This is a genomic window from Streptomyces sp. NBC_01428, assembly GCF_036231965.1.
GTDB lineage: Bacteria > Actinomycetota > Actinomycetes > Streptomycetales > Streptomycetaceae > Streptomyces.
The window spans coordinates 4775855-4794605 of record NZ_CP109499.1 but is presented as its reverse complement, the minus strand read 5'-3'; the positions used below and the strand labels follow the sequence as shown (position 1 = coordinate 4794605).

Sequence of the window (18751 nt, the reverse complement as noted above, 5' to 3'; positions counted from 1 at the left end):
GGCGGGCCGCGCTGCTAGGCGGGCAGCAGGGAGGGAGAGTTCCTCCACTTGAGGATCTTGTCGAAGCTGACCACCGCGCCGCCCGGACCCGGGTTGTTGCCGAAGTGGACGTGGTCGGCGAGCTCCTGGATCAGGCCGAGGCCCCGCCCGTGTTCGGCGTCCTGGTCGGCGGGGCGCAGTGCGGGCCGGGCGGTCCCGCCGGGGAAGCCGGGGCCGGAGTCGCTGACCTCGATGCGGCACTGGTCGCCGTCGAGATACGCGGTCACCCGGTACGCCTCGCCGGCGTCGCCCCGCGCGGTGGCCCCGCCGTGCTCGACGGCGTTGGCACAGGCCTCGGTGAGGGCGACGGAGAGGTCGTAGGAGACGTCGGGGTCGACACCGGCGCTCTCCATCGTGCCGAGCAGCAGACGTCGGGCGAGCGGGACGCTCGCAGCCTCGCGCCGCAGATGGAGTGACCACCAGATGCTCATGCTCCAGCCTCCCGGCCGCGGCTCGATGTACCGATACGTATTGCCGCAAGCACCCGTGCGCAATCGCATACGTCCGAGGACGGCGCCCATACGGCGGATGCGCGGGCACCGAAGGCCGGTGTATGCGGTTGCGAGGCGACGTACGGAAGTTCGCGTTCCGGTCGTAGGCGGCGTTGCGGACAGAGCGGTCGTACCTCACCTTGTGGACCTGCCGTGGGTGACGGGTGGGCCCAGTGCGATGATGAGCCCGCCATGACTGCCCCCCACCAGCGTTCGGCGCCCTCCGGAGCCGACCTCCGGATCCTCAGGGCCGCGGTGTTCGCCGCGGTCTGTGTCGCGCTGGCCGCGGCCGGTCATGGCATCGCCTCCTGCGCCGTGGTTCCGCTGTGGACCCTGGGCGTCGGCTTCCTCGTGGTGTTCACCGTCGCCGTCACGCTGGCGGGGCGGGAGCGCGCGCTGCCCGGCATCGTGGCGGTCCTCGCGGTCGGCCAGACCGCGTTGCACACGCTGTTCGGGCTCAGCCAGCACGCGGGCGCCACGGCCACCGGGTCCATGGGCGCGATGGCATCGAGCACGCCGGTGTCGGACGCCACTCTCGTGGCCCGGGCCGCCCGCCTGGTGTGCGGTACGACCGCCGCGGCGATCAGTCCCGCACACGCCCAGAAGCTCCTCGCCGACGCGCGGCTCGACACGGGCACGGGCGGCATGACGGCGTCCATGGGGCATGCCACGGACGCGGTGCCGGTCGGCGGGGACGCCGCGATGCCGATGCTGCCCTCCCTGCCGATGCTGCTCGGCCACGTCCTCGCGGCCGTCGCCGCCGGATGGGTGCTGCGCCGCGGCGATCTGGCGCTGCTCCGCCTCATGCGGCTGTCGGCGCAGGGTGTCGCCGAAGGGGCGCTCGTACGGTCGTTGCGCGCCGCTCTGACGCTCGTCCGCGCGCTGCGCACGGGCCTTCAGGGGGCGCCCGAGATCGCGCGCCCGCGTCGTAGTGCGCCCCGTACGCTCCGCGCTCCGCGGACGACCGCGCTCCAGCACACGGTGGTCCGACGCGGACCACCCGTCTCCGCTCTCTCCCTCGCCGCCTGACACGACGCGCCACCTCACGGAGCCGGCAGCCCCGAAGTCCCTGTATCCCAGGGACATCACGGGCCTCCCCGGCTCTCCCGGACTCTCCGGAGGGGACGCGGTCGTGCCGCACGCGCGCGTACCCGCCGGGCCTCCCGGGCGCGGGCCCACCCCGCACCGGAACGCCGAGGCGTCCGCGCGTCCCCTTCGTCATCGAACTGAGAGTGGAGTGTTCCCTTCCATGAAGGCTTCTCGTATCGCCGCCGTCGGCACCGTCGCCGCCTCGGCCGTTCTCGTCCTGTCCGCCGCGCCCGCGTTCGCGCACGTCAGCGTCTCGCCCGACGGAGCGGCGGCCAAGGGCGGCTACGCCGTCGTGAACTTCAAGGTTCCGAACGAGCGCGACGACGCCTCGACCACCAAGCTCGAGGTGAACCTCCCGACGGACCACCCGCTCGCCTCGGTCATGCCGCAGCCGGTGCAGGGATGGAACGTCCAGGTCACCAAGTCCAAGCTGGACAAGCCGGTGACCCTGCACGGCGAGAAGATCGACGAAGCCGTCACCAAGGTCACCTGGACCGCCGACGGCAAGGGCATCCAGCCGGGCTTCTTCCAGAAGTTCCCGCTCTCCGTCGGCGCGCTGCCCGAGGACACCGACCAGCTCGTCTTCAAGGCGATCCAGACGTACGACAACAAGGAGGTCGTGCGCTGGATCGAGCCGCAGAAGGAGGGCGCCGAGGAGCCGGAGAACCCGGCGCCGGTGCTGGCCCTGTCGGCCGCGACCGAGGACCACCACGGCTCCGCCGGCGCCGAGGACGCCTCCGACACGGAGAAGTCCGACGGCGCCGCGAAGGGCACCGACCAGGCGGCCGCCTCCGCGGACAGCAGTGACACGACCGCGCGGGTTCTCGGCGTCGTGGGCATCGTCGTCGGCGCGCTGGGCGTGGCGTACGGCGTGTTCGCCAACCGTCGGCGTACGAACGCCTGAGACGCCGCTCGGCGTCCGAGGCACTGAGACACACCCGCCTCGGTGCGCACCGGAGGGCCGCGGGAACGCGGCTCTCCGGACGGGTCCGACTCGGCCTCCGGCCGGGTCCGGCGCGGCTCTCCCGCCCTGCCGGACCTGGCCCTTCGGCCGCGAACGACCCCCGGTGCGCACCCGGGCACTCACATCTGGGACATTTTTCTATGCGCAAGAAGACGTACGCGGTGGCCGCCCTGTTCGCAGCCGCCGCTCTGACCCTCTCCGCCTGCGGCAGTGGTGACGACAGCAACAAGCCCGTCGCCGACGTGTCCGTCGCCGCCGACTCGGGCAAGGCCGCGACGGTCCTCGACCAGCCGTTCGAGAAGCCGGACCTCGTGCTCACCGACACGAACGGCAAGAAGTTCGACCTGCGCGCGCAGACCAAGGGCCGGCCCACGCTGGTCTACTTCGGCTACACGCACTGCCCCGACGTCTGCCCGCTGACGATGAACAACCTGGCCGTCGCCAAGAAGCAGCTGCCCAAGGCCGAGCAGGACAAGCTGCGCGTCGTGTTCGTCACCACCGACCCCGACCGCGACACCCCCGCCGCGCTCCGCACCTGGCTCAAGGGAATCGACTCCGACTTCATCGGCCTGACCGGTGACTTCTCCACCATCCAGGCCGGCGCCCGCACGCTGGGCATCTCCATCGAGCCGACCTCGAAGGACAAGAACGGCAAGCTCGTCTCCGTGCACGGCACCCAGGTCATCGCGTTCTCGCCGAAGACCGACGGAGGCTATGTGCTGTACGGCGAGGACGCCACGGTCGACGACTACACCAAGGACCTTCCCAAGATCGTCGAGGGGAAGAACCCGTGAGGCGCCGTCCCGGCCGCCCGGCCCGGCCCCTCACGCTCGGCGCCCTGGTCATAGCCGCGGCGGTGACGCTCGCGGGCTGCGGCTCGGGCGACGGCGACTCCTCGGGTTCGCTGTCCTCCCCGGGCCGGCCCGACCTCAGGATCACCGGCGCCTACATGCCCGCCCCGAGCATGGCCACCATGGCGGCGGGGTTCTTCACCGTCACCAACTCCGGTGGTGCCGACCGGCTGACCTCGGTCACCAGCGACCTCTCGGACGACGTGACGCTCCACTCCACCAAGGACGGCGCGATGGAGGAGGAGAAGTACTTCGCCGTGCCCGCCCACGGCACCCTGGACTTCGCGAGCGGCGGCAACCACCTCATGTTCGCAAAGCTCACCCACAAGCCCCGGGAGGGCGAGAAGGTGGCTCTGGAACTGCACTTCGCCACGTCCGGCACGGTGAAGGTCTCCATGCCGGTGAAGTCCGCGACCTACAACCCCGACTCCGGGCACTGAGGGAGGCACCACCGTGACACCGACCATCGCCCCCCGCTTCCGGACCCTCCTGCTGCTTTTCCTCGCCGTCGCCGGCGCACTCCTGGCGGGCGCCGCGCCCGCTTCCGCGCATGCCGCGCTGACCGGGAGCGATCCGCAGCAGGGGACGGTGGTCGCCGAGGCACCCACGCAGATCTCGCTCACCTTCTCCGAGCAGGTCTCGATGAACGACAGCTCACTGCGGGTCCTCGACCCCAAGGGCAAGCGGGTCGACACCGGCGGTCCGAGCGACCTGGGCGGCAGCACGTACGGCGTGAAGCTCCACGCGGGCCTGCCCGACGGCACGTTCACCGTGACCTACCAGGTGGTGTCTGCGGACAGCCACCCCGTCGCGGGCGCCTTCACCTTCTCCATCGGAGCTCCCTCGCAGACCTCCGTCGCCGCGTCGGGCCAGGACGTCGGGGGCGGAGTGGTGGGCTTCCTCTACGGAGCCGGCCGCTACTTCTCGTACGCCGGGTTCATCCTGCTCGTCGGTGGCGCCGCGTTCGTGCTGGGCTGCTGGCAGCGCGGCTCCGGGGTGCGGCCGGTGCAGCGCCTCGTGGTCGCCGGCTGGCTCACCCTGACGGTCTCCACGCTCGCCCTGCTGCTCCTGCGCGGTTCGTACGTCGGGTCCGGCAAGGTCGGCGACATCTTCGACCTGAATCTGCTCGCACAGGTGCTGCAGACCAAGCCTGGCGCCGCCCTGGTCTCACGGCTGCTGCTGCTCGCCGCGGCGGCCCTGTTCATCGCCGTGCTGTTCGGGGCGTACGCCAAGCGGGACGAGGACGCGCGCGCGGCCGCCGAGGCACTGGCCGTCGCCACCAGGAAGGCGAACGGCACCAAGAACGGCCGCGGCAAGGGAACGCGCACGAAGGCGGCCGGAGCGAAGTCCGTCGGCGCCAAGGCGACCGGCGGGAAGACGGCGATCACGAAGACGCCCGCCCCCGAGTCCGCCGAGTCCGCCGAGGAGACGGACGGGACGGACCTCACCCCCGATCCCGCCACGGAGGCGGCCGACCTGGCCGCCGAGAAGAAGGACCTCACCTTCGGACTCGCCATCGGCGGCGTGGTCGTGGCGGCGGGACTCGCCGCGAGCTGGGCCATGGCCGAGCACGCGTCCACCGGTATACAGGCGGGCATCGCCATGCCCGTCGACGTACTGCACCTGCTGGCCGTCGCCGTCTGGCTCGGCGGCCTGACGACCCTCCTGGTGGCCCTGTTCCGGGCACCGGCGGAGGAACAGATCGAGGCCGCGGCCGTCCACCGCTTCTCCCGCCTCGCGTTCGGGAGCGTCCTCGTCCTGGTGGCGACCGGCATCTACCAGTCGTGGCGGCAGGTCGGCTCCTGGGCGGCGTTCACCGACACGACGTACGGGCAGCTGCTGCTCGTCAAGATCGGTCTGGTGGCCGTGCTCGTGGGCGTCGCCTCGATCTCCCGGCGCTGGACGGGCGGGCTCGCGGAGGCGGCTCCCCGGGCCGCCGAGGCAGCGCGGGCGGAACAGCGGTCGGCGCGCAGGACGCCCGCCACCGTCCCCGCCGACTCCCGGCGGGCCGCCCAACTGGCCCGGCAGCAAGCCGCCGTGGACACCGCGCGCGCCCAGCGCGTCCGCGACGCCGATCCGAACCGCACCGGCCTGCGCCGCTCGGTCCTCGCCGAGGCGGCCGTCGCGGTCGTCCTGCTGGCGGTCACGACCGCGCTGACGACCACCGAGCCGGGACGCACCGAAGAGGCGGTCCAGCAGGCCAAGGGTGCCGCCGCCCAGCGGTCCGGCCCGCTGTCGCTGAAGATCCCCTTCGACACGGGCGGCCAGGACGGCAAGGGCACGGCCGAGGTCACCTTCGAGCCGGCCCGGGTCGGCGGCAACGAGATGCACGTCTTCGTGGTCCGCCCCAACGGGAAGGCCTTCGACGTGCCCGAGGTGAAGCTCGCCCTCACCCTCAAGGCGAAGGACGTCGGCCCGCTGCCCGTGACGCCCGACCGGATCGCCACGGGACACTGGTCGGCGAGCGATGTACAGATCCCCATGGCGGGCGACTGGAAGATCGCGGTGACCGTGCGCACCTCGGACATCGACCAGGTCACCGTGAACAAGAACGCGCAGATCGGCTGAACCTGACCATGGCTGACCAGTCCACTCCCGGGACGTCCTCCGCCGCCCGCGAGGCCGCGTCCGCGAAGAACGCCTCCTCAAAGGCCTCCCGAGCGACGGCTTCGGACGCTTCCGCCGGTCCCTCGGAGCAGAAGGCCTCGTCGGAGACTCCCTCGACGGGGGTCATGTCGCGGCGCCGGCTGCTCGGAACCGCCGGTGCGACAGGGATCGCGCTCGGCGCGGGCGGGGCAGCCGTGGGCTACGCCGCCGCCCCCTCCGCGGACAAGACCGTTCCGCTGGCTTCGGTGGGCATGGACACGGTGATGTTTCACGGGAAACATCAGCCCGGCATCACCACCGCCCTCCAGGCGCGCGGCCATCTCGTCGCCTTCGACCTGGCGGCGGGCGCGGGCCGCCGGGAGGCCGCCGCCCTGCTGCGCCGCTGGTCGGCGACCGCGGAGCGGCTGATGGCGGGCGAGAGCGCGAGCCATGACGACACCGACGTCGCCCTCGACGCCGGCCCCTCGTCCCTGACCGTCACCTTCGGTTTCGGCCACAGCTTCTTCGCGCGTACGGGTCTGGAGAAGCAGCGCCCGGTCGCACTGGACCCGCTGCCCGACTTCTCCTCCGACCATCTCGACAAGGGGCGCAGCAACGGCGACCTGTGGGTGCAGATCGGGGCGAACGACGCGCTCGTCGCCTTCCACGCCCTGCGCGCTCTCCAGAAGGACGCGGGCAGCGCGGCACGGGTGCGCTGGCAGATGAACGGTTTCAACCGGTCCCCCGGCGCCACCGCGTCCCCCATGACCGCGCGCAACCTGATGGGGCAGATCGACGGCACCCGCAATCCGAAGCCGTCCGAGCCCGACTTCGACGGGCGCGTCTTCGTGCCCGGCTCGGGCGACCCGGCCTGGATGGCGAACGGCTCGTACGCGGTCGTACGCCGGATCCGGATGCTGCTCGACGACTGGGAGAAGCTCTCGGGCAAGGCCCAGGAGGACGTCATCGGGCGGCGGAAGTCCACCGGGGCACCGCTCAGCGGCGGTACCGAGAAGAGCGCGATGGACCTCGACAAGACCGACGCCGACGGGAACCTGGTCGTGCCCATCAACGCGCACGCCCGGATCACCCGGCCCGACCAGAACGGCGGTGCCGCGATGCTGCGCCGTCCGTTCTCCTTCCACGACGGCATCGACGCGGACGGGGTGCCCGACGCGGGGCTGCTCTTCGTGTGCTGGCAGGCCGACCCGTTGCGCGGCTTCGTCCCCGTCCAGCGCAAGCTCGACCGTGGTGACGCCCTCTCCGACTTCGTCCGGCACGAGTCGAGCGGCCTGTTCGCGGTACCGGGCGGAGCGGCGCGCGGGGAGTACGTGGGGCAGCGGCTCCTGGAGGGCTGAGCGACCCGGTCCGGTTCCCGCCCACCGGTCACCCTGCCCACGTACCGTCCTCCGGTCGTTCGGCACCGCAAGCGTCGTCCGGTCGTCCGGTGCAGGTCCCGTGGGCCCGCCCGCCCGGCACAGTTCCCCGCGTCCGGTCCGGCGGGCCGGGTGGATTCACCCCTGGGTGCCCTGTTTCCCCAGGGGTGAGCCTCGTGGGGCAAGGCCCATTAGGGTGACGGTATGTCGGCGACGCGCTACACCTATCTCGGCCCCGAGGGAACGTTCACCGAGGCCGCCCTCCGCACGCTTCCCGAGGCCGCGACGCGGGAGCTGGTGCCGATGGTGTCCGTGCCGGCCGCGCTCGACGCGGTGCGCGGCGGGCAGGCGGCCGGCGCGCTCGTCCCGATCGAGAACTCGGTGGAGGGCGGGGTCACCGCCACGCTCGACGAGCTGGCCAAGGGCGACCCGCTGATGATCTACCGCGAGGTCGTGCTGCCGATCGCCTTCGCCCTGCTGGTCAGGCCCGGCACCACGCTGAAGGACGTCAAGACCGTCACCGGGCACCCGGTCGCCCAGCCCCAGGTGCGCAACTGGCTGGGCAAGCACCTCCCGGACGCCCTGTGGGAGTCGGCCGCGTCGAACGCGGACGGTGCCCGGCTGGTCCAGGAAGGCCGGTTCGACGCGGCCTTCGCGGGCGAGTTCGCGGCGGCGACGTACGGCCTCGAACCCCTGGTCACCGAGATCCACGACGCGGCGAACGCCGAGACCCGTTTCGTCCTGGTCGGCCGTGCGGCCAGGCCCGCCGCCCCGACCGGCGCCGACAAGACGTCCGTGGTCATCTGGCTCGGCGACGACCACCCCGGTGCCCTGCTCGAACTGCTCCAGGAATTCGCCGTGCGCGGCGTCAACCTGATGCGCATCGAGTCCCGCCCCACCGGCCAGGGCATCGGCAATTACTGCTTCTCGGTGGACGCCGAAGGACATATCACCGACCGCCGGGTGGGAGAGGCGCTGATGGGCCTCAAGAGGATCTGTCCCCAGGTGCGCTTCCTGGGTTCGTATCCGCGTGCCGGTGTCGCACTGAAGGACGTCCGGCCTCTGCGGCCAGGGACCTCGGACAGCGAGTTCTCCGCCGCGTCGGACTGGCTGGCGCGCTGCCAGGACGGCCGTTCCTGACCCACGAGGACCGGCACATACCGTCCCGGCCGGCAGCCCCCGGTCGACCGCGGGATCGGCGTGTCCCGGTGCCCCCGCACGTCCTGAGGGATCTCCACGTCCTGATCGGCCGATCCACACCCGTCCGGGTTTCCCTCCCCGGTCCTACCTGCCTATTTTCGCCATCCACAGGAGTTATCCACAGGCACGCTTCTCGACCTGGGGACAAGTCGACAACGAAGCACTACATCGTCGACAAATCGGCCTACAGCACCCAACTTCCTCCACAGACCCGCACGTCACCCTTCGTCCACCCTTTTCCATTGATCAACTCTATGGAGCGAATCATTTACACCCGAAAGTGGGTGTACGGAGGGTTTGAACCGGGAATTCCTCATCCGCAGAAGTGCCGTCGGAATGATCAATTCCGGCATCCACAGATCTTCCACACAGCCTGTGGATAACTATCTCGACTCCCAGATTCCTGTGGACAACCGGATCCCAAGTCCCGCCTCCCACAAGGAAATCCAGTCAACCGGCGACCGGCCGCCTGCCCCGTTTCAGGGAGTAGGACCCCTTTCATTGACGATGATCGATGATCAAGAGATTCGGTCCGGCATTTCACTCATAACGTGACAGAGCTCACGCACCGGAATATCGAGTCGTTCGCCGGAAGCACGCACCGGTAGCCTTGTGGGGTGATTGACCTTCGCCTGCTCCGTGAGGACCCCGACCGTGTTCGCGCCTCCCAGCGCGCCCGTGGAGAGGATGTCGGCCTCGTCGACTCCCTTCTCTCCGCCGACGAGCGGCGCAGGTCGTCCGGCGTCCGCTTCGATGAGCTGCGTTCCGAGCAGAAGTCGCTCGGCAAGCTGATCCCCAAGGCCTCCCCCGAAGAGCGCGCCGAGCTGCTGAAGAAGGCCGAGCAGCTCAAGGCCGACGTCAAGGCGGCCGACGTCGAGCAGCACGAGGCCGACGAGGAGGCCAAGCGCCTCCTCCTCCAGCTCGGCAACGTGGTGCACCCCGACGTCCCGGTCGGCGGCGAGGAGGACTTCGTCGTCCTCGAGACGCACGGCACCATCCGTGACTTCGCCGCCGAGGGCTTCGAGCCCAAGGACCACCTGGAGCTCGGCGAGTCGCTGGGCGCCATCGACGTGGAGCGCGGCGCCAAGGTGTCCGGCTCGCGTTTCTACTACCTGACGGGTGTCGGCGCGCTCCTGGAGCTCGCCCTCGTCAACGCGGCGATCGCGCAGGCCACCGAGGCCGGCTTCATCCCGATGCTGACCCCCGCGCTCGTCCGCCCCCGCGCCATGGAGGGCACCGGCTTCCTCGGCCAGGCCGCGGAGAACGTGTACCACCTCGAGAAGGACGACTACTACCTGGTCGGCACCTCCGAGGTCCCCCTCGCGGCGTACCACATGGACGAGATCCTCGACGCCGACAAGCTGCCGATGCGCTACGCCGGCTTCTCGCCGTGCTTCCGCCGCGAGGCCGGTACCTACGGCAAGGACACCCGCGGCATCTTCCGCGTGCACCAGTTCGACAAGGTCGAGATGTTCTCGTACGTCGACCCCGCGGACGCGGAGAACGAACACCGCCGTCTCCTCGACTGGGAGAAGCAGTGGCTGACCGGCCTCGAACTGCCCTTCCAGGTCATCGACGTGGCGAGCGGCGACCTCGGCTCCTCCGCCTCGCGCAAGTTCGACTGCGAGGCGTGGATCCCGACCCAGGGCAAGTACCGCGAGCTGACCTCGGCCTCGAACTGCGACGGCTTCCAGGCCCGGCGCCTGTCCGTCCGCATGCGTGACGGCAAGAAGGTCCAGCCGCTGTCGACGCTGAACGGCACGCTGTGTGCCGTGCCGCGCACCATCGTGGCGATCCTGGAGAACCACCAGCTCGCCGACGGATCGGTGCGGGTGCCCGAGGTGCTGCGCCCCTACCTGGGCGGCCGTGAGCTTCTGGAGCCGATCTCCAAGTGACCGGTACCACGGGGTCCACGGGCCCGTCCGAGGCCACGGGCGGGCGGACCTTCCCCTACAAGCTCGTCGCGACCGACCTCGACGGGACGCTGCTGCGTTCCGACGAGACGGTCTCGGCGCGTACGCGTGAGGCGCTCGCCGCGGTCACCGCGGCGGGCGCGGCGCACATCGTCGTCACCGGGCGCGCGGTGCCCTGGACGCGCCACATCCTCGACGACCTCGGCTACCGGGGTCTCGCGGTCTGCGGTCAGGGCGCCCAGGTGTACGACGCGGGGGAGCACCGCCTGCTCACCTCGGTGACGCTGGACCGGCAGCTCGCCGGTCTCGCGCTCGCCAAGATCGAGGCGGAGGTCGGCCCGCTGCTGCTCGCGGCGAGCCGTGACGGACTCGAGGGCGAGGTGCTCGTCGGCCCCGGCTACCGGGTGCAGGACGGGCCGCTGCCGGTCGTGCCCATCAGGGACGCGGCGGACCTCTGGTCGGCGCCGCTGAACAAGGTGTACGTCCAGCACCCGACGCTCTCGGACGACGAACTCGCGGCCGTGGCCACCGAGGTCGCGGGCGGGCTGGTCGGCGTCACGATGGCGGGCGCGGGGATAGTGGAACTCCTGCCCCTCGGACTCTCCAAGGCGACGGGGCTGTCGCTGGCGGCCCGCCGCCTCGGCGCGAAGGCCGTGGACACCATCGCCTTCGGCGACATGCCGAACGACATCCCGATGTTCGCGTGGGCCGCGCACAGCGTGGCCATGGCCAACGCCCACGCCGACCTCAAGGCGGTCGCGGACGAGGTGACGTCCACGAACGAGGAGGACGGCATCGCGGTCGTACTCGAGCGGTTGCTGCCGCGGTCCTAGTGGGATCCCGTGCGGTGTCGGCAGCGCCCGCGGTGACGACCGCGTGGGTCGCCACGCTCTGACGAGGACTGTCACGACAGCCGCGTGCGCGGTGCCGTACGCGGAACGTGTTGCGGAGGATGCGCGGATCGAACGCGCGCGGGGTTTCACCCCCGACCACGGCTTAGCAAGCCGGTGCCTTCCCACTCGGCCAATCCTCCGGGTGGGCGGCCCGCGCGACACGCGCGCTCGAAGCGGCCGCCCCGGGCAGCCCCCCGTGCGGAGCGGGTTCGACGGAGGGGTAACTACTCCGGAACCCGCCGCGGGCTGCCCTGTCGGGAGCTCGACGAACTGCTCCTGATGAACATCGTCGCGCTCCTCTCCCAGAGTGTGGCGCCGGACGGCTCCGGCGGTGGGGACACAACTACTGTGCCTGTCCGCCGACTTGGGTGCCACTGATTAAAGACCGCCGCCCGAGGGGCCGGCCGCGGGTCTCACCTGCGGCGCCATCTGCGCCGACGGCTTTTGCTGAAGAACCATCCCGCGGGCGGCTCGTCCGAGCGCCACGGCTCCGGTTCGGGTCCCTCCGCGCGCCAGCGGGCGGCGAGCATACGGGCCCGGGCCGAGGGTTCCGTCGTGTCCGCGGCCCGGACGAAGCTCTCGTCGAGCACCAGGTCGTCCCACTGGTCACCGGCCGCGTCCCCGGGTCGGTCTCCGGCCTGATCGTGGCCGTCACCCCGCGGTTCCTCTGCTGCCATCCCCGTTCCTCCCGGCCGTACGTCCTCGTTCACCCAGTCTGCCCGGACCGAGGTGAAGCCCCCGTCAAGAAGTCCCGTGAAAGAGAAGAGGCTCCCCGCGCGTGTGGCCGTTGATCGGCGGCCACGCGCGCGGGGGAGCCTCTTTTCGCGGTTCGGCGCTCCGTCCCGGCGCTCAGCCGGTGCCAGGGACGTCGTCCTCCGCGTTCACAAGCGGGTGGCTCACTCCTCGCCGGCCAGGGTCAGCGACCGCAGCCGCTGCCCGGCGTACCAGGTGGCGGCGACGGTGACCACGACCAGCAGGACGGTCGCGGTCGGCAGGCCGACGTCCGAGGTGACGAGGTCGCCTCCGGTCACCTTGTGGCCCACGGCCAGCGCCCACTGCTGGACGCTGAGGGTGCGCGCGCCGGAGACCAGGGAGCCGAACAGGGCCTCCCAGACGAGCGCGTAGACGAGTCCGAAGACCACGGCGTGCCGGGTGATGGTCCCGAGGAGCAGGAACATCGCGGCGTAGGCGATCGAGGCGACGAGCGCCGCGACGGTGTAGGCGACGGCGATCTGCTGGCCGTTGCCGTTGAGGATCATGCCCGCGATGAAGGTCGGCACCGCCGAGAACGCCATGGTGACGGCGATCGCGACGATCAGCTTGGTGAAGATGATCGTGGGCCGCTTCAGGGGCTTGGCCAGCAGGTACACCACCGAGCCGTCGTCGATCTCGGGTCCGATGGCGCCCGTGCCGGCGATGACGCCGATGATCGGCACCATGGTGGCGAGCGCGAACCCGCCGAGCAGGTCCGAGGCCACCTGGTCGTCGGCACCGGAGAAGCTGCGGACAGCCACCGAGATGACGATGAGCAGGACGGGCAGGATGCCGAGGATGAGGGCCCGGCGGCGGCCGAGCAGGCCGCGGTAGGTGAGCCGGGCGACTGTGGGGTCGTACATCTTCGGCCTCCTACGCCGCGACAAGATACGAGAAGACGGATTCCAGGGACTCGTCGGACGGTGACACCGTCAGCAGCCGGATGCCGTGCTCGCGCGCGACCTTGGGCAGCAGGGCGGTGAAGCGGCCGAAGTCGACGGCCTGGATGCGCAGCGCGCCCTCGGCCAGGTCGACCTCGATGCCGGACGTCGACGGGTCCGCGATCAGTGCGGCGGCCAGCAGACGGTCGTCGCTGGAGCGGATGAGGTAGCGGTGCGGGCGGTCGGTCATCAGGCGGCGGATCTGCCGGAAGTCGCCGCTCGCCGCGTGCCGTCCGGCGACGATCACCTCGATGTGGGAGGCGAGTTGCTCGACCTCTTCGAGGATGTGGGACGAGAACAGCACCGTGCGGCCCTCGTCGCCCATGCGGCGCAGCAGATCCATGAGCTGCATGCGCTGACGCGGGTCCATGCCGTTGAACGGTTCGTCGAGCAGCAGCAGCGACGGGTCGTGGACCAGCGCGGACGCCATCTTCACGCGCTGCCGCATGCCCTTGGAGTACGTGGAGATCTTGCGGTCCTGCGCGTACTCCATCTCGACGGTGGCGAGCGCCCGCTGGGCGGACTTCGCGCCGAGGCCGTGCAGTTCGGCGTTGGCGACGACGAACTCGCGGCCGGTGAGGAAGTCGTACATCGCCTCACGTTCGGGGACGATGCCGATGTGCCGGTAGATGTCCTCGTTGCGCCAGGTCGGGCGGCCGTCGAGGGTGACGGTGCCCGTCGAGGGGGCGAGGAAGCCGCCCATCATGTTGATGAGGGTGGACTTGCCGGCTCCGTTCGGGCCGAGCAGGCCGGTGACGCCGGGGCCGATCGTCATCGTGATGTCGTTGACCGCCACCACGTTGCCGAACCAGCGTGAGACGTGGTCGATGTTGAGGGTGGTCACAGCCCGACCTTTCGGTAGCGGCGCATCAGGAGGCCGTAGCAGCCGGCGATGAGACCCAGGACGACGACGAGGTAGACGACGCCCTGGCCGGACGAGGGGCCCACCTCGCCGGGGAAGGCGGAGGAGGCGCCCAGGAAGGCCGTCTGCACGCCGTCGATGAGCGTGATGGGCGAGAAGAGCCCGAGCCACGGGACGGCCCCGCTGCTGGACTGTTCGAAGGCGATGGCCTGGACGGTGGAGACCGCTCCGTAGGAGATGGTCAGCGCGGCGATGACGGCCGCGATGCCGAAGCCGCGGCGCGGGGTGACGGCCGAGATGACCAGCCCGATGCCGGCGAAGAGCAGCGAGAGCAGCGCCACGGAGACCAGCCCCTGTCCGAAGCCCTTCGTCTGGTCGGCGAAGTCGAGCTTGGCGAGCAGCGCGCCGACGTAGAGCACGATCAGCGGGGCCGCCGTGAGGATGAACAGGGCCGAGGCGAGCGCCGCGTACTTGGCGCGGACGTAGTCGGCGGTCTCGATGGGGCGCGAGAAGTAGAGCGGCACGGTCTTGAAGCGCAGGTCGCGGGAGACGGCCTGGGGGCCCTGCGAGGCGACGTACAGGCCGATGACCGCCTGCATGATCACCGCGTAGCGTGTGTAGTCGACGGGGAGGTCCTTCGCCTTGGTGGCGACCGCGACGGCGACCATGATCAGCGCGGGGACGCAGATCACCACGAAGAGCAGCATCGGCAGGACCTTGGACTTGACCGAGCGGCCGAGTCCGTAGGCGCCGCGCAGGGACTGCGAGTAGAGGGACCGGCGGGCGTAGGCACGGCCGAGGCGCGGGCCGTCGTAGTTGCGATAGCCGATGTTGTGGATGCGGGACTGCTCACCGGGCTGGGTGAGGGGCTGCTCAACTGCCATGGCCGACCGCCTCCTTCCGCTGGTCGTCGCCGGTGCGCGGGTCCGTGCTCGCCGCGCGCTCGTCCTTGGTGCGCTGTTCGTCGCTGTCGTTGAAGACCTCGGCGATGTGGTGCCTGCGCTGTTCCATCCGCACCAGGCCCAGGCCCAGGTCGGCGACCAGGTCGCGGACGAGGTCGTAGGTGTCCTCGCTCTCGGTGGTCAGCAGCAGGATGTGTCCGGCGCCCGGCAGGCCGCTGCCGTCGTGCGTCTCGATACCGCGCGCGTGGAGCGCCTCGCGGACCGCGCGGGTGCCGTCCGGGTGCTCGTCGTTGTCGGTGACCTCGATGGCGAGGGTCGTGGTCGTCTGGGTGAAGTCCGTGGTGGAGCTGGAGCGCAGCAGCTTGCCGCCGTCGACGACCACGACGTGGTCGCAGGTGCGTTCCAGTTCGCCCAGCAGGTGCGAGGTGACCAGGACCGAGATGCCGAAGTCCGTGTGGATGCGGCGGATCAGTCCGAGCATGTCGTCGCGGCCGACCGGGTCGAGGCCGTTGGTCGGTTCGTCCAGGAAGACCAGCTGGGGGTCGTGGACGAGGGCCTGCGCGAGTTTCACGCGCTGCTTCATGCCCGTGGAGTAGCCCCCGATGGGGCGGTACCTCTCCTCGTAGAGCCCGACGTGGCGCAGGGTGTCCGCGGTGCGCTCGCGGGCCGCAGCCGGCGGGAGCCCGGACATGCGCGCCATGTGGACGACGAACTCGGTGGCCGAGACGTCGGGCGGCAGGCAGTCGTGCTCGGGCATGTACCCGACCCGCTCACGGATGGCGGCGCCTTCGGTGGCGACGTCGAGGCCGAGCACGCGTGCGTGGCCCTCGGTGGCGGGGGACAGACCCAGCAGGATCTTGATCAGTGTGGACTTGCCGGCTCCATTGGCTCCGACGAGTCCGGTCACACCGGGCCCGACGTCCACGGAGAGCCGGTCAAGCGCGGTCACCCGGGGGAACCGCTTGCTCAGGCTTTCGGTCGCGATCACAGTCACGATTCGAAGGTAGTGGCGCAGACCACAGGGGTCGTCAACCCGTGGAGGTGGATCCGTGTCAGCCTCCAGGCGTACGGGTCCTTAGGGGTCCCCCTGAGGTACACCTGCCGCGCGCCGGTTGTCCACATCCGTCCGGTTGTCCACAGGCGGGGCACCGGTCTATTGACGCGGCCTCTAACAACTGTCACATTCACCAGTGTCAAGTTACGGGCACGTACCGCAGTCGGTGTGGACAGGGTGGGGCGGTGGCATGACGACGGCAGTGGCAGGCGAACTCTCCGTGGAGCTACGGGGGTTCAGAGAGGTGCAGCGGCTCGCCTATGAGTGCGCGGAGGCGGTCGCGGCACAGCTGAAGCCCGGCGTCACCGAGCGCGAGGCGGCGCGGATGCAGCGGGTGTGGCTGCGCGAGCGCGGGGTACGGGACTGGTTCCATCTGCCCTTCGCCTGGTTCGGCGACCGCACGGCGTTCGTCGGTTTCCGGGTCCCGCTCCAGTTCTTCCCGACCAACCGCCGGCTGGAGCCGGGGATGCCGTTCATCCTCGACATGGCTCCGGTGCACAAGGGCTTCACGGCGGACATCGGCTACTCGGGCTCGCTCGGGCTGAACCCGGTGCAGGACAGACTGCTCGCCGATCTTGAGGCGCACCGGGAGCTGATCCTGCGCGAGGTCCGCGAGCGGCGGCCGCTGCGCGAGATCTACGAGGACGTGGACCGGCTCATGGTCCGCCAGGGGTATGCCAACCGGCACCGCGCGTATCCGTTCGGGGTGATCGCGCACAAGGTGGACCGGGTGCGAGAGCGGCCCTGGTCGCCGCGCCTGTTCGGGTTCGGCACGCAGTCCCTGAAGGGGCTGGCGAGCGACGCGCTGCACGGGCACCGGGACGGCTGGTCTCCCCTGTGGTCGCCCTACACCTTCTCCGACCACCCGCCCCACCCGGGGCTGTGGGCGGTCGAACCGCACCTCGGGTTCCGGGGTACGGGCGCGAAGTTCGAGGAGATCCTGGTCGTCACCGACTCCAGGGACCCCGAGCAGAGCGCGTTCTGGCTCGACGACGATCTGCCGCACGTGCGGCGCTGGACGGAGGACAAGTGAGTCTCGTGGGCGCGCGCGAGCGCTGGGTGCGGACGGGCGGAATCGAACTGTGCGTCGCCGAACTGGGCGACGACCGGCAGCCGACGGTCGTGCTCGTGCACGGCTATCCGGACTCCAAGGAGGTGTGGTCCGAGGTCGCCGTCCGGCTCGCCGACCGCTTCCACGTCGTGCTGTACGACGTCCGGGGCCACGGCCGTTCGACGGCGCCGCAGCCACTGCGGGGCGGGTTCACGCTGGAGAAGCTGACGGACGACTTCCTGGCGGTCGTCGACGCGGTCAGCCCCGACGAACCGGTGCACCTGGTGGGCCACGACTGGGGCTCGGTGCAGTCCTGGGAGTTCGTCACCGTCGCACGCACCGAGGGCCGGATCGCGTCCTTCACGTCGATGTCCGGGCCCTCCCTCGACCACTTCGGCCACTGGATCAAGCAGCGGATGAAGCGGCCCACGCCCCGCAGGGCGGCCCAGCTCGTCGGCCAGGGCGCCAAGTCCTGGTACGTGTACATGCTGCACACGCCGGTGCTGCCGGAGCTGGCCTGGCGCGGTCCCCTGGGCAGGCGCTGGCCGAAGATCCTGGAGCGGGTCGAGAAGGTGCCGGCGGGCGACTACCCGACGGCGTCGCTGCCCACCGACGCGGCGCACGGCGCCTGGCTGTACCGCGACAACGTACGGCCCCGGCTCAGCCGCCCCCGCGACGACGCGTACGCGCACGCGCCCGTGCAGCTCATCACGCCTCTCGGGGACGCCTTCCTCTCCGAGCGCCTCTACGACGGGCTGGAGGAGTGGGCTCCGCGGCTGGTGCGCCGCACGATCCCGGCCAAGCACTGGGTTCCGCGCACCCGCCCCGACCAACTGAGCGCCTGGATCACCGAGTTCGTGACGGCCAATGAAGGGCGTGACGCGGGGATACCCGCGCCCTCGACCGTCGCCACCGGCCGGTACGCCGAGCGGTTCGGCGGGCAGCTGGTGCTGGTCACCGGGGCGGGTAGCGGCATCGGCCGGGCCACGGCGTTCGCCTTCGCCGAGGCCGGCGCCCGGGTGGTGGCCGTCGACCGCGACGCGGAGAGCGCGGCCCGCACGGCGGAGATGTCCCGGCTGATCGGCTCTCCCGCGGCCTGGGCCGAGACCGTCGACGTCTCGGACGAGCAGGCCATGGAGAAGCTCGCCGAGAAGGTCGCCACGGAGTACGGCGTGGTGGACGTGCTGGTGAACAACGCCGGCGTCGGACTCTCCGGCTCCTTCTTCGACACCACCCCGGAGGAGTGGAAGAAGGTCCTCGACGTCAACCTCTGGGGCGTGATCCACGGCTGCCGCCTCTTCGGCAAGCAGATGGCCGACCGCGGACAGGGCGGTCACATCGTCAACACCGCGTCGGCGGCGGCGTTCCAGCCCTCGAAGGCGCTGCCCGCGTACAGCACCTCCAAGGCCGCCGTCCTGATGCTCAGCGAATGTCTGCGGGCCGAGCTGGCCGGCCAGGGCATCGGCGTCTCGGCGATCTGTCCCGGCCTGGTCAACACCAACATCACCGCGACCACGCGCTTCGCGGGAGTCGACGCGACCGAGGAGAAGCGGCGCCAGAAGCGGTCGACGCGGCTGTACGGACTGCGCAACTACCCGCCGGAGAAGGTCGCCGACGCGATCCTGCGCGCGGTCGTGCGCAACGAAGCGGTGGTTCCGGTCACTCCGGAGGCGCGCGGCGCCCACCTGCTGCACCGCTTCGCGCCCCGCGCCCTGCGCGCGATCGCCCGGCTGGAGCCTCCGCTGTGACCGGCCGCGCGCCCGGAGACGGCTCGACGGCGCCTTCA

At 70.9% G+C, this 18751-nt stretch carries 17 protein-coding genes and 1 tRNA gene; 11 read left to right on the top strand and 7 right to left on the bottom strand.

All coding sequences use genetic code 11. From position 1 onward, the window contains the following. Positions 1-14: 14 nt before the first annotated feature. Positions 15-470 (bottom strand): ATP-binding protein, encoded by a 456-nt coding sequence (locus tag OG406_RS20795; protein ID WP_164372650.1) that lies wholly within the window; start codon positions 468-470, stop codon positions 15-17. A 252-nt stretch (positions 471-722) separates the two neighbouring features. On the opposite strand from OG406_RS20795, the gene OG406_RS20790 reads away from it, so the two are divergent. From OG406_RS20790 to OG406_RS20750, 9 genes are all read left to right on the top strand, one after another. After that, positions 723-1559, top strand: a complete 837-nt coding sequence (locus OG406_RS20790) for a hypothetical protein (protein WP_329187134.1) — start codon at positions 723-725, stop codon at positions 1557-1559. Positions 1560-1779: 220 nt separating this feature from the next. Further along, entirely contained in the window at positions 1780-2523 is a 744-nt protein-coding gene (locus OG406_RS20785) for a YcnI family copper-binding membrane protein (protein WP_267051298.1), read from the top strand. A gap of 200 nt (positions 2524-2723) precedes the next feature. Further along, on the top strand, positions 2724-3377 hold the full coding sequence (locus tag OG406_RS20780; RefSeq protein ID WP_081218265.1) for an SCO family protein: 654 nt from the start codon (positions 2724-2726) through the stop codon (positions 3375-3377). Further along, entirely contained in the window at positions 3374-3874 is a 501-nt protein-coding gene (locus OG406_RS20775) for a copper chaperone PCu(A)C (RefSeq protein ID WP_267051300.1), read from the top strand. The genes OG406_RS20780 and OG406_RS20775 overlap by 4 nt, the downstream gene beginning before the upstream one ends. A gap of 13 nt (positions 3875-3887) precedes the next feature. Next, positions 3888-6002 (top strand): copper resistance CopC/CopD family protein, encoded by a 2115-nt coding sequence (locus OG406_RS20770; protein ID WP_267051301.1) that lies wholly within the window; start codon positions 3888-3890, stop codon positions 6000-6002. 8 nt (positions 6003-6010) lie between these two features. After that, positions 6011-7378, top strand: coding sequence for an iron uptake transporter deferrochelatase/peroxidase subunit (efeB, locus tag OG406_RS20765; protein ID WP_329187130.1), 1368 nt, complete (start codon positions 6011-6013; stop codon positions 7376-7378). 222 nt (positions 7379-7600) lie between these two features. Beyond that, positions 7601-8536, top strand: coding sequence for a prephenate dehydratase (gene pheA / locus OG406_RS20760; protein WP_329187128.1), 936 nt, complete (start codon positions 7601-7603; stop codon positions 8534-8536). A gap of 677 nt (positions 8537-9213) precedes the next feature. Next, positions 9214-10491 (top strand): serine--tRNA ligase, encoded by a 1278-nt coding sequence (gene serS / locus OG406_RS20755; protein ID WP_164372655.1) that lies wholly within the window; start codon positions 9214-9216, stop codon positions 10489-10491. Continuing rightward, positions 10488-11342 carry an HAD family hydrolase gene (locus OG406_RS20750; protein ID WP_164372656.1) on the top strand — a complete coding sequence of 285 codons (855 nt, stop codon included), beginning with the start codon at positions 10488-10490 and terminating at the stop codon, positions 11340-11342. The genes serS and OG406_RS20750 overlap by 4 nt, the downstream gene beginning before the upstream one ends. Before the next feature lie 113 nt (positions 11343-11455). On the opposite strand, the gene OG406_RS20745 is transcribed toward OG406_RS20750, so the two are convergent. The 6 genes from OG406_RS20745 to OG406_RS20720 form a co-directional block, all read right to left on the bottom strand. After that, positions 11456-11542: transfer RNA gene (locus OG406_RS20745), tRNA-Ser, on the bottom strand. Between the two features lie 273 nt (positions 11543-11815). Beyond that, positions 11816-12079, bottom strand: a complete 264-nt coding sequence (locus OG406_RS20740; RefSeq protein WP_329187125.1) for an SGM_3592 family protein — start codon at positions 12077-12079, stop codon at positions 11816-11818. Positions 12080-12298: 219 nt separating this feature from the next. Next, a complete protein-coding gene (locus OG406_RS20735) occupies positions 12299-13018 on the bottom strand; it encodes an ABC transporter permease (RefSeq protein WP_266615046.1) in 720 nt (239 codons plus the stop codon). Between the two features lie 10 nt (positions 13019-13028). Then, positions 13029-13940: an ABC transporter ATP-binding protein gene (locus OG406_RS20730; protein WP_329187122.1), complete on the bottom strand. Its 912-nt coding sequence runs from the start codon at positions 13938-13940 to the stop codon at positions 13029-13031. Beyond that, entirely contained in the window at positions 13937-14842 is a 906-nt protein-coding gene (locus OG406_RS20725) for an ABC transporter permease subunit (protein WP_164372660.1), read from the bottom strand. Before OG406_RS20725 ends, OG406_RS20730 begins: the two co-directional genes overlap by 4 nt. Then, positions 14832-15848 carry an ABC transporter ATP-binding protein gene (locus OG406_RS20720; RefSeq protein WP_164372977.1) on the bottom strand — a complete coding sequence of 339 codons (1017 nt, stop codon included), beginning with the start codon at positions 15846-15848 and terminating at the stop codon, positions 14832-14834. Before OG406_RS20720 ends, OG406_RS20725 begins: the two co-directional genes overlap by 11 nt. A gap of 256 nt (positions 15849-16104) precedes the next feature. Here OG406_RS20720 and OG406_RS20715 point away from each other — a divergent pair, with 256 nt between their 5' ends. Further along, positions 16105-16947: a M24 family metallopeptidase gene (locus tag OG406_RS20715; RefSeq protein ID WP_329187120.1), complete on the top strand. Its 843-nt coding sequence runs from the start codon at positions 16105-16107 to the stop codon at positions 16945-16947. Beyond that, complete coding sequence (locus OG406_RS20710) at positions 16944-18713, top strand: SDR family oxidoreductase (RefSeq protein WP_266847736.1); 1770 nt, start codon at positions 16944-16946, stop codon at positions 18711-18713. The genes OG406_RS20715 and OG406_RS20710 overlap by 4 nt, the downstream gene beginning before the upstream one ends. The last annotated feature ends 38 nt before the right edge of the window (positions 18714-18751 follow it).

Excerpts from the sequence above, each read along its gene's own strand:
- OG406_RS20795 (WP_164372650.1), bottom strand. The coding sequence starts at position 470 with ATGAGCATCTGGTGGTCACTCCATCTGCGGCGCGAGGCTGCGAGCGTC.
- OG406_RS20790 (WP_329187134.1), top strand. The coding sequence starts at position 723 with ATGACTGCCCCCCACCAGCGTTCGGCGCCCTCCGGAGCCGACCTCCGG.
- OG406_RS20785 (WP_267051298.1), top strand. The coding sequence starts at position 1,780 with ATGAAGGCTTCTCGTATCGCCGCCGTCGGCACCGTCGCCGCCTCGGCC.
- OG406_RS20780 (WP_081218265.1), top strand. The coding sequence starts at position 2,724 with ATGCGCAAGAAGACGTACGCGGTGGCCGCCCTGTTCGCAGCCGCCGCT.
- efeB (WP_329187130.1), top strand. The coding sequence starts at position 6,011 with ATGGCTGACCAGTCCACTCCCGGGACGTCCTCCGCCGCCCGCGAGGCC.
- pheA (WP_329187128.1), top strand. The coding sequence starts at position 7,601 with ATGTCGGCGACGCGCTACACCTATCTCGGCCCCGAGGGAACGTTCACC.
- OG406_RS20740 (WP_329187125.1), bottom strand. The coding sequence starts at position 12,079 with ATGGCAGCAGAGGAACCGCGGGGTGACGGCCACGATCAGGCCGGAGAC.
- OG406_RS20735 (WP_266615046.1), bottom strand. The coding sequence starts at position 13,018 with ATGTACGACCCCACAGTCGCCCGGCTCACCTACCGCGGCCTGCTCGGC.
- OG406_RS20725 (WP_164372660.1), bottom strand. The coding sequence starts at position 14,842 with ATGGCAGTTGAGCAGCCCCTCACCCAGCCCGGTGAGCAGTCCCGCATC.
- OG406_RS20715 (WP_329187120.1), top strand. The coding sequence starts at position 16,105 with ATGACGACGGCAGTGGCAGGCGAACTCTCCGTGGAGCTACGGGGGTTC.